The sequence below is a fragment of the Limnospira sp. PMC 1279.21 genome (assembly GCF_032349615.1).
GTDB classification, from domain to species: domain Bacteria; phylum Cyanobacteriota; class Cyanobacteriia; order Cyanobacteriales; family Microcoleaceae; genus Limnospira; species Limnospira fusiformis.
Genome location: NZ_JARPLU010000637.1, coordinates 1 through 214, shown reverse-complemented (window position 1 = coordinate 214; position 214 = coordinate 1). Strand labels below are relative to the sequence as shown.

Here is a 214-nt window from a genome sequence, read left to right as displayed (position 1 = left end):
GTAACCGCCTGGCGGAAAGACTGCGGGAATTAGGTATTGACCCTGATACTATGTAAGGGAAAAAGTTGAACCACTTTATGCACAGAACTCACCCCAAGGAGGCCACATGGTAACAGAGATTAAAACCACTGCCCAAACCCCAATTATCTACCCCGAAAACGACGGTCAACCTATGGCAGAAAATACCGAACAATTCCGCTGGATTGTCACCATT

General features: G+C 46.7%; 1 pseudogene. It reads left to right on the top strand.

The features are described from left to right. Window positions 1-106 precede the first annotated feature (106 nt). A pseudogene (locus P5683_RS26315) lies at window positions 107-214 on the top strand (Uma2 family endonuclease); the annotation flags it as partial.